Annotated in this window: 7 protein-coding genes; 5 read left to right on the top strand and 2 right to left on the bottom strand. The window is 73.3% G+C overall.

The genetic code is table 11. The annotated features are described in order from the left end of the window. Positions 1-117: 117 nt before the first annotated feature. Both AC069R_RS28765 and AC069R_RS28760 read right to left on the bottom strand, forming a co-directional pair. Positions 118-330 (bottom strand): MbtH family protein, encoded by a 213-nt coding sequence (locus AC069R_RS28765; protein ID WP_471067978.1) that lies wholly within the window; start codon positions 328-330, stop codon positions 118-120. Between the two features lie 38 nt (positions 331-368). After that, the gene (locus tag AC069R_RS28760) at positions 369-662 is read right to left on the bottom strand and encodes a hypothetical protein (protein ID WP_478769688.1); all 294 of its coding nucleotides are present in this window, start codon (positions 660-662) and stop codon (positions 369-371) included. A gap of 221 nt (positions 663-883) precedes the next feature. On the opposite strand from AC069R_RS28760, the gene AC069R_RS28755 reads away from it, so the two are divergent. The 5 genes from AC069R_RS28755 to AC069R_RS28735 all read left to right on the top strand — a co-directional run. Beyond that, complete coding sequence (locus AC069R_RS28755; protein ID WP_478769687.1) at positions 884-1,330, top strand: cobalamin B12-binding domain-containing protein; 447 nt, start codon at positions 884-886, stop codon at positions 1,328-1,330. After that, entirely contained in the window at positions 1,327-2,607 is a 1,281-nt protein-coding gene (locus AC069R_RS28750) for a methylaspartate mutase (RefSeq protein ID WP_478769686.1), read from the top strand. Before AC069R_RS28755 ends, AC069R_RS28750 begins: the two co-directional genes overlap by 4 nt. After that, a complete protein-coding gene (locus AC069R_RS28745; protein WP_478769685.1) occupies positions 2,604-3,593 on the top strand; it encodes an asparagine synthetase A in 990 nt (329 codons plus the stop codon). The genes AC069R_RS28750 and AC069R_RS28745 overlap by 4 nt, the downstream gene beginning before the upstream one ends. After that, entirely contained in the window at positions 3,590-4,846 is a 1,257-nt protein-coding gene (locus AC069R_RS28740; RefSeq protein ID WP_478769684.1) for a glutamate synthase-related protein, read from the top strand. The genes AC069R_RS28745 and AC069R_RS28740 overlap by 4 nt, the downstream gene beginning before the upstream one ends. Positions 4,847-4,962: 116 nt before the next feature. Further along, positions 4,963-8,726 (top strand): amino acid adenylation domain-containing protein (locus AC069R_RS28735; RefSeq protein ID WP_478769683.1); only part of this gene is annotated, 3,764 nt, incomplete at its 3' end.

The following is an 8,726-nucleotide window of genomic DNA, read 5'->3' as shown; positions in this document are numbered from 1 at the left end:
CACTGCTCTCTGTCTTCTTCGGGCGGTCCCATCAACGCCACTAACCACCCACCCCCCCCCCCACCCCCCCCCCCCCCCCCCCCCCCCCCCCCCCCCCCCCCGGCCCTTTACCCGTGATCAGCCGGCCAGCGCGGCGACGACCGAACGCGGGCGCATATCGGTCCAGTTGGTCTCGATGAATTCCATGCATTCCTGCTTTCCGCTCTCTTCCTTCACGAGTTCCCAGCCGGCGGGCTGCTCGATACGGGCCGGCCACAGGGAGTGCTGACCCTCGTCGTTGACCAGCACGACATAACGGCCGTCGGCGTCCTCGAACGGATTCGTTGCCATGGTGTCCACCTCTGCGAAGTCGGTTTGTGGAAAAGACGCTAGAGCCGCGCCGGCGCCTTGCCGGGCAGCCCGGCGGGCAGTTGGGCGGCAACCGGGCCCCGACGGGCGCGGGTGACCGCGATCCCGGTGGCGACGGTCGCCGCGCGCACCGAGGCGAGCGCCTCGCGCAGCAGCTCCGCATGGTCCGACGGGGTCCCGGCGGGCCGCGGCCTGCTCGCCCGCGCCAGGATCAACGCCGCTTCCAGTACGGCGGCTTGGGCCTCCCCGAGGGCCTCGCTGCGGTCGATGCCCGCGCGCGCCCGGTCCAGCATGTCCTCCAGTGTGTCCGCCATCTCCTCAACTCCTCGCTCGGGTGTGCGGTGCGGCCAGTCTCGGGCCCCGCGGAACCCGGCGGCGGCAGCCGGCCGCCAACTGCTGTGCGGCTGCCTGTCGGTTGCCGCCACGGGCGCCGGAAACGGCACCGGCGCGAAACTACGGTGATGTCCGAAAGGAAGCCCCGGCGCACCGGATCTCCTTTCTCCCCTGTCATCCCATGATGTGGACGAAGCGAACAATGAAGCCTGTCGAATGGGCGGATCGCCCTCGATCCGGGCCGCTGGACGTCGTCGTAACCGGACTGCCGTCCGATGCGCACACCTGGAATCTCGTATTCATCCAGCTGTTGCTCGAAGACCTCGGGCACAAGGTCGTCAATCTGGGGCCGTGTGTGCCCAGGGACGAAATCGTGGAATCCTGCTGCACATTCGAGCCGGACCTGCTGGTCGTCAGCAGCGTCAACGGGCACGGCTTCAACGACGCCCGCCCGCTCATCGAGGCCGTCCGCTCCCGCTGGGAGCTGGCGGGCCTGCCGGCGGTCATCGGCGGCAAGCTCGGCGTCGACGGCGAGGAGCGGGCGCAGGCCGCGGACCTGACGCACGCCGGCTTCGACGCGGTCTTCCCCGAGGAGGCCGGTCTCGACGGCTTCACGTCCTTCGTCGCATCCCTGGCGGTGACCCGGTGAACGCCCCCTGCGGGCGTCCGCCGGCCTTCGGCCGCTTCGTCGCCGAGGCGCAGGCCCGCGGCGCGCTCGTGGTGCAGCCCCGGATGGGGTTCTCCGACCCGGCGCTGATGCGGGCGGGGTTGCTGGCCACCAAGGGCGCGGCGGACGCGGTCGTCGGCACCCTCACCATCGACAGCTACACACGGGTGGGCGACGAGGCCGCCGCGGTGCGGGCGCTGGCCGCCGGTGTCCCGCTCAACGGCTTCCCGATCACCTCCTACAGCCCGCACACCTCCGGCTGGGTGCTCGACGACGCGTTCGGCGCGGGCTTCCCGGTGCAGGTGCGGCACGGCTCGGCCCGCCCCCAGCGCATCGTGGCCGCGCTGGCCCGGACCGGTCTGGATGCCACCGAGGGCGGCCCGGTGTCGTACTGCCTGCCGTACGGGCGCACTCCGCTGCTCGACTCGGTGCGCAACTGGCAGGAGAGCTGCGAGACGCTGGCGGGCCTGCGGGCGACCGGGATCGAGCCGCACCTGGAGACCTTCGGCGGCTGCATGCTCGGCCAGCTGTGCCCGCCGGGGCTGCTGGTGGCGATCAGCGCGCTGGAGGCGCTGTTCTTCCACCGGGCGGGCCTGCGCAGCATCTCGCTGAGCTACGCCCAGCAGACCAGCCACGCCCAGGACCGGGAGGCGGTGCACGCGCTGCGGCGGCTGGCCGGCGAGCTGCTGCCCGGCACCGAGTGGCACATCGTCCTGTACACCTACATGGGCCTGTACCCCCGCACTCGGGACGGCGCCCTGCGCCTGCTCGAACGCTCCGCCGAACTGGCCGTGGAGACGGGTGCCGCCCGGCTGATCGTGAAGACGACGGCCGAGGCGCACCGGATCCCGACGGTGGCGGAGAACGTGGACGCGCTGCGCGTCGCGAGCCGCGCGGCCGCCCGGCACGACGCGGGGCCCGCGCCGCGCGCCGACCTCGCCGACAACCCCGTCTACGCGGAGGCCCGCGCCCTCGTGGACGCCGTACTCGAACTGGACGCGGACCCCGGCCGGGCGCTGCTGAAGGCGTTCGCCCGCGGTCTGCTCGACGTCCCCTACTGCCTGCATCCCGACAACGCGGGCCGCACCCGGAGTGCCATCGACGGCGACGGCCGGCTCGTGTGGTCGCGCACCGGCGCGATGCCCCTCGGCCATGCCTCCCGGCGCGGCCGCCGGCTGACGGCCGCGGGCCTGTACGACGCGCTGTCGTTCGTGCAGCGCCGCCATGACACCCCTCAGACCCAGGAGGTCGCAGCATGAGCAGCAATCCCGCCTTCCCGGCCTCACCCGACGCGCACCTGATGCGGGAGAGCACCCGCGCCACCCTGCGGGTCCAGTCCCGCATGCTGGCCGCGACCCGCGCGTTCCTGACCGGCCGCGGCTTCCAGGAGCTGCTGCCGCCGGTCATAGGGCCCGTCACCGATCCGGGCATCCGCGGTTCCAAGCAGGTCGACGTCGATTTCTACGGCCACAAGTACAAGCTGATGACCAGCGCGATCCTCTACAAGCAGGCATCGCTGCTGGCCTTCGACAAGATCTTCTACATCGCGCCGAACGTCCGCCTGGAGCCGCTGGAGACGGCGGTGACGCACCGCCACCTCGCCGAGTTCCACCAGATCGACGTGGAGATACGGGACGCCCGGCGCGAGGACGCGATGGAGGTCGCCGAACAGCTGGTGGCGTACGTCGTCGGCGAGGTGGTCCGGGAGCTGCCGGGCGACCTGGAGCTGCTGGGCCGGGACACGGACGCGTTCCGCGAGGTGGTCGAGGGTGCCTTCGGCCGTACGGCCCACCAGGAGGCGACCGCCGACCTGATCGCCCTGGGTCACCCGCAGGACCCCGGTGCGGAGATCGACTGGCAGGGCGAGGAGATCATCTCCGCCAAGAGCAGCCGGCCGTTCTTCGTGGTCGACTACCCGAAGGGCTCGCGCGGCTTCTACGACCGGGAGGACCCCCGGCAGCCGGGCGTGCTGCGCAACTTCGACCTGATCGCGCCCGAGGGCTACGGCGAACTGGCCAGCGGCAGCGAGCGCGAGCACGACTACGCGGCCCTGGTGACCCGGATGCGGGAGACGGGCGAGAATCCGGCGAAGTACGGCTGGTACCTGGACCTGGCCCGGCGCGGCATCCCCGCGAGCTCCGGTTTCGGCATCGGACTGGAGCGCTTCACCCGCTACGTCACCGGCCGCACCGCGGTCTGGGAGGCCAGCGCCTACCCGAAGCTGCCGGGTGTGGTGTCGGCATGAGCACCGTACTCACCGCCACCGGTTTCCCCGAGGAGCAGGTGCGGCGCCGGGCCCGGCAGGGCGCGGCCGCCGCCTTCCCGGCCCTCGCGGATTACGGCAGCGGCCTGATCGGCGCCCAGCCGGCCGGGCCGGACGCGCGGGACCTGCTGGAGCGGGCCCGGATCGTGCCGCCGGTGTTCATGCCCGAGCGGCTGAAGAAGCTGATCGAGCTGGCCCGCGAGCCGCTCTACACGGACGTCGAACTGGACACCGCGGTCGGCGGGTTCGCGTCCCGGCTGCCGCTGTACGTGTCGGCGTTCGGCTCCACCCGGGTGGCCAGCCGGGACCTGGGCGAGGCGGCGGGCCGGCAGGCGGGGCGGCTCGGCATCCCGATGGTCATCGGCGAGAACGTGGTCCCGGTCAACGGCTACCGTGCCGCCTCCGAGGCCGAGGTCTCGCCGCTGCTGGGCCGGATCGCCGCGTACGCCGAGGCCGCCGCCGGCAGCGGCAACGAGGAGTTCGGCGGCGTGGTCGTGCAGCAGTCCACGGAGGACGCGGACGCCGAGGTGTGGAACCTCGTCTACAGCGACCCGGTCTGCGAACCGCTGCTGGCCGCCGGCCGGCTCGCCTTCGAGCTGAAGGTCGGCCAGGGCGCCAAGCCGGGCCTGGGCGGGCTGACCGTCCTGGGCCGGGCGGCCGCCGAGCGGGTCGCCGAGCAGTACGCCACCGAGGAGGTGTTCGGCGCCGGGGAGGACGGTGTGCTGCGGATCGGCAGCCCCGGCACCTTCACCGCGGAGATCCTGCGCCAGCAGATCCGGCTGATGCGCAACAACTTCCCGCGCGCGAAGGTGTGGGTGAAGCTGCACCCCGGCCGCGATGTCGCGTTCGCGGCGGCCACCGCCTGGGCGGCCGGCGCGGATTCCGTCACGGTCGACGGCGCCGAGGCGGGCACGGCCTGGGCGCCGAGCGGATTCCTCGGCCAGGTCGGGCTGCCGCTCGGCGAGTGCCTGACGAGGATCGGCCGCACCGGCAACTGCCTGCTGGCCAGCGGGCGGATGTGGGAGGGCACACGGGCCGTCAAGGCGCTGGCCCTCGGCGCCCATGCCGTCGGGCTCGGCCGGGCCGCGCTGCTCGCGGTCGACGAGGACGCCGCGGACGGGCTCGTCCGGCTCGTCGAGAGCATCGCGCTGGAGCTGCGCCTGCTGATCAGCGCGGTCGGCAAGTACCGGGTGGACGCGCTCGACGCCGAGGACGTCCTGCTGCCGCCCGCCTGATCCCGTAGCCCGCCCGCACCCGCACCGCCCCGTTCCGTTCCGTTCACGTCGTGGCTCCGTCGGTCTCCCGGCCCGCCGCGAGACCAGTCAACCGAGCTTCCCGAGAAGGTGTCGAGATGTCCCAGCCGCAAGCCGAACCGGCTCTCTCCACGGGCGCCGACGGCGCGCCCGCGCACATCACCGCGTACAACGACACGGCGACGGAGCTGCCCGCCGGTGCCCTGCACGAGCTGTTCGCCGCGCAGGCCGCCCGCACCCCGGACGCGGTCGCCCTCGTCGGCGGCGACCGCGAGCTGACCTACCGGGAGCTCGACGGGGCCTCCGACGCCCTCGCGCACCGGCTGGTCGAGGCGGGCGTGCGCCCCGCGACCGCGGTCGGCCTCCTCTTCGACCGCTCCCTGGCCTATGTCGTCACCGTGCTGGCGATCCTCAAGGCCGGCGGCGTGTACGTGCCACTGGACCCGCGGCAGCGGGACGAGCGGCAGAGCTGGATCCTCGACAACACGTCATCCGTACTACTGGTGACGGACCGTCAGGATGCGGCGGAGACCTCCTTCGCGGGGGAGCTGCCCGTGCTGCGGGTGAGCGACGCGAGCCTGCTGGCCCACGACCCCGTGCCCGCGCCCCGGATCGAGGTCCACCCGGACCAGGCGCTGTACGTGATGTTCACCTCCGGCTCCACCGGCACTCCCAAGGGCGTCGTCAACACCCACCGCAATGTGGTGGAGCTGGCCCTGGACCCCGGTTTCGGCACCGCTGCCCACCAGCGGGTCCTCGCCTATTCGCCGCTGCCCTTCGACTCCTCGACGTACGAGCTGTGGGTACCGCTGCTGCGCGGCGGTCTCGCCGTCGTCCTGTCCTCCCCGAAGATCGACATCGGCGAGCTGGGCGAGGCGGTCGCCCGGCACCGGGTGACCGCCGCCTACTTCACCACCGCCCTCTTCGACGCGATGGCCGGCGAGTGCGTGGAGAGCCTGGCGCTGCTGCGGGAGATCTGGACCGGCGGCGACGTGCTGTCGGCGACCGCCCTGCGCAAGGTCCTCGACCACTGCCCGGACACCACGGTCGTGCACGTCTACGGCCCGACCGAGGCCACCGTCTTCTGCAGCTACCAGGCCTTCACCCCCGAGGTGCGCACCCTGGACCGGCTGCACCTGGGCGTCCCCATGGCCAACACCGCGATGTACGTCCTGGACGCGAACCTGCGGCACACCGCCCCCGGCGACACCGGGGAACTCTATGTCGCCGGCACGCACCTGGCGCAGGGCTACAGCCGCCGGCCGGACCTGACCGCGGAGCGCTTCACCGCCGACCCGTACGGCCCGCCCGGCAGCCGCATGTACCGCACCGGCGACCTCGCCGCCTGGAACGAGCACGGCGAGATCGTCTTCCAGGGCCGCGCCGACCAGCAGATCAAGCTGCGCGGCAACCGCATCGAGCCGGGCGAGATCGAGACGGTGCTGACCGGCCACCCGTCGGTGAACCAGGCCGCGGTGATCGTCCGCGAGGACCGCCCCGGCGACAAGCGCCTGGTGGCGTACGTGGTCCCGGCCGCCGGGGGCGCCGTCGACACCGCCGAGCTGCTGCGGTACGCCGGCCGGGAGCTGGTCGAGTACATGGTCCCCTCGGCGATCGTGCCGCTCGGCGTGCTGCCGCTGACCCCCAACGGCAAGCTGGACCGGCGGGCGCTGCCCGCGCCGGTCGCGGTGGTGAAGGCGGACGGCCGGGCGTCGCGCAACGGCGTCGAGGAGGTGCTGGGCGGGCTGTTCGCGCATGCGCTGGGCCGGCCCTCGATCGGCATCGACGACGACTTCTTCGGCGTCGGCGGCCACTCCCTGCTCGCCACCCGTCTGGTCAGCCGGGTCCGCGCCACGTTCGACGTCCAGCTCACCCTGCGGGAGTTCTTCAAGCATCCGACGGTGGCGCTGCTCGCCGAGTACATCGCGGCCGACGGCGGCGGGGCCGGGCGCCCCGAGCTGACGGCCGCCGCGGAGCGACCCCGGCTGCTCCCGCTGTCGGCGGCCCAGCAGCGACTGTGGTTCCTGGACCAGCTGGAGGGCCCCTCCGCGACGTACAACATCCCGCTGACCGTGCGGATCCGGGGCGAACTCGACCCGGAAGCACTGGAGTTCGCGTTCACCGATGTGGTGGGCCGGCACGAGAGCCTGCGCACGGTCTTCGGCACCGAGGAGGGGCAGGCGTACCAGCGGGTGCTGCCCGCGGACGCGGTCCGCACCCGGCTGCCGGTCATCGAAACCGACGCGGCGACGGCGCCCGCGCTGCTGGCGGCCGAGGCGGCGCGGACCTTCGACCTGGCCGGTGAACTCCCGGTGCGGGCCGCGCTGTTCCGGCTCGGTGAGCAGGAGCACGTGCTGCTCGTGGTGATGCACCACATCGTGTCCGACGGCTGGTCCTACCAGCCGCTGATGCGGGATCTGAGCACCGCGTACACGACCCGTGCGCGCGGGCAGCGCCCCGCCTGGGAGCCGCTGCCCGTCCAGTACGCCGACTACGCGCTGTGGCAGGAGAGGCTGCTGGCGGAGTGCGGGGACGGGCAACTCTCCTTCTGGCGCGAGGCGTTGGCCGAGCTGCCGGAGGAGGTCACCCTCCCGGCGGACCGGCCGCGGCCCGCCGTCGCCTCCTACCGGGGCGCCACCCACACCGTGCACTGCCCGCCGGGGGTGCACGCCGCGCTGGCGGCGCTGGCCGGCGAGTCCGGGGCCTCGGTGTTCATGGTGGCGCAGGCCGCGGTGTCCACGCTGCTGGCCCGCTCCGGCGGCGGCCAGGACATCCCGCTCGGCTCCCCGATCGCGGGCCGCACCGACGAGAAGCTGGACGACCTGGTCGGTTTCTTCGTCAACACCCTGGTGCTGCGCACCGACCTGAGCGGCGAGCCGAGCTTCCGGGAGCTGCTGGGCCGGGTCCGGGAGACCGACCTGGCCGCCTGGGCCCACCAGGACCTGCCCTTCGACCGGCTGGTCGAGGCCCTCAACCCCGAGCGGTCCGCGGCCCGGCACCCGCTGTTCCAGGTGATGCTGACCCTGACCGACGCGGCCACGCCGACATTGGTCGCGGACGGCCTCGACACCCGCGCCGAGTTCGGCTGGCTCCAGGCCGCCAAGTTCGACCTGACCTTCTCCTTCGCGGAGCACCGGGGCGCCGACGGGGCGCCGGGCGGCCTGGACATCACGGTCGAGTACGCGACGGACCTGTACGACGCGAGCACCGTGGAGGCGGTCGCGGACCGGCTCGTACGCCTGCTCCAGGCCGCCGCCGAGAGCCCCGATCTCCCGGTCGCCGAGCTGGAGTTGCTCTCCCGTGGCGAGCGGGAGCTGCTGCTGGGGCAGCGGGCGGGCGCGGCCACCGGGAGCGCGGACGCCGCCCTCGGCGAGCTGTTCGCCGCGCAGGCCGCCCGCACCCCGGACGCGGTGGCCGTCGTGCACGGGGACGAGAAGCTGACGTACCGGGAGCTGGACGAGCAAGCGAACCGGCTCGCGCACCGGCTGATCGCGGAGGGGGTGGGCACGGGCGGCCGGGTCGCGCTGTTCCAGGAGCGGTCGGTGGCGGCGGTCGTCGCCACGCTCGCGGTGGTGAAGACGGGCGCCGCGTACGTGCCGCTCGACACCCGCTATCCCGTGGACCGCGTCCAGCTGATCGTCGCCCAGTCGGGTATCGGCTTCTTCCTCACCGACACCGACCTCGCGGGCCTGCGGCTCCCGTCCGGCGCCCGGCTCCTGCGCACGGCCGGCCTGGACGGCACCGGCGCGGACGCGGGCGCCCCGGCGGTGCGGGTCCATCCCGACCAGCCGGTGTACGCCATGTTCACCTCCGGCTCCACCGGCGTCCCCAAGGGCGTCGCCGTCACCCACCGCAACGTCGC

This window comes from Streptomyces sp. NPDC043952, from assembly GCF_056435325.1.
This window is presented reverse-complemented; position numbering and strand designations above follow the sequence as displayed.

What these genes read in the sequence shown, in the direction of transcription:
- AC069R_RS28755 (WP_478769687.1), top strand. Translation starts at nt 884, where the DNA reads ATGAAGCCTGTCGAATGGGCGGATCGCCCTCGATCCGGGCCGCTGGAC.
- AC069R_RS28765 (WP_471067978.1), bottom strand. Translation starts at nt 330, where the DNA reads ATGGCAACGAATCCGTTCGAGGACGCCGACGGCCGTTATGTCGTGCTG.
- AC069R_RS28745 (WP_478769685.1), top strand. Translation starts at nt 2,604, where the DNA reads ATGAGCAGCAATCCCGCCTTCCCGGCCTCACCCGACGCGCACCTGATG.
- AC069R_RS28760 (WP_478769688.1), bottom strand. Translation starts at nt 662, where the DNA reads ATGGCGGACACACTGGAGGACATGCTGGACCGGGCGCGCGCGGGCATC.
- AC069R_RS28740 (WP_478769684.1), top strand. Translation starts at nt 3,590, where the DNA reads ATGAGCACCGTACTCACCGCCACCGGTTTCCCCGAGGAGCAGGTGCGG.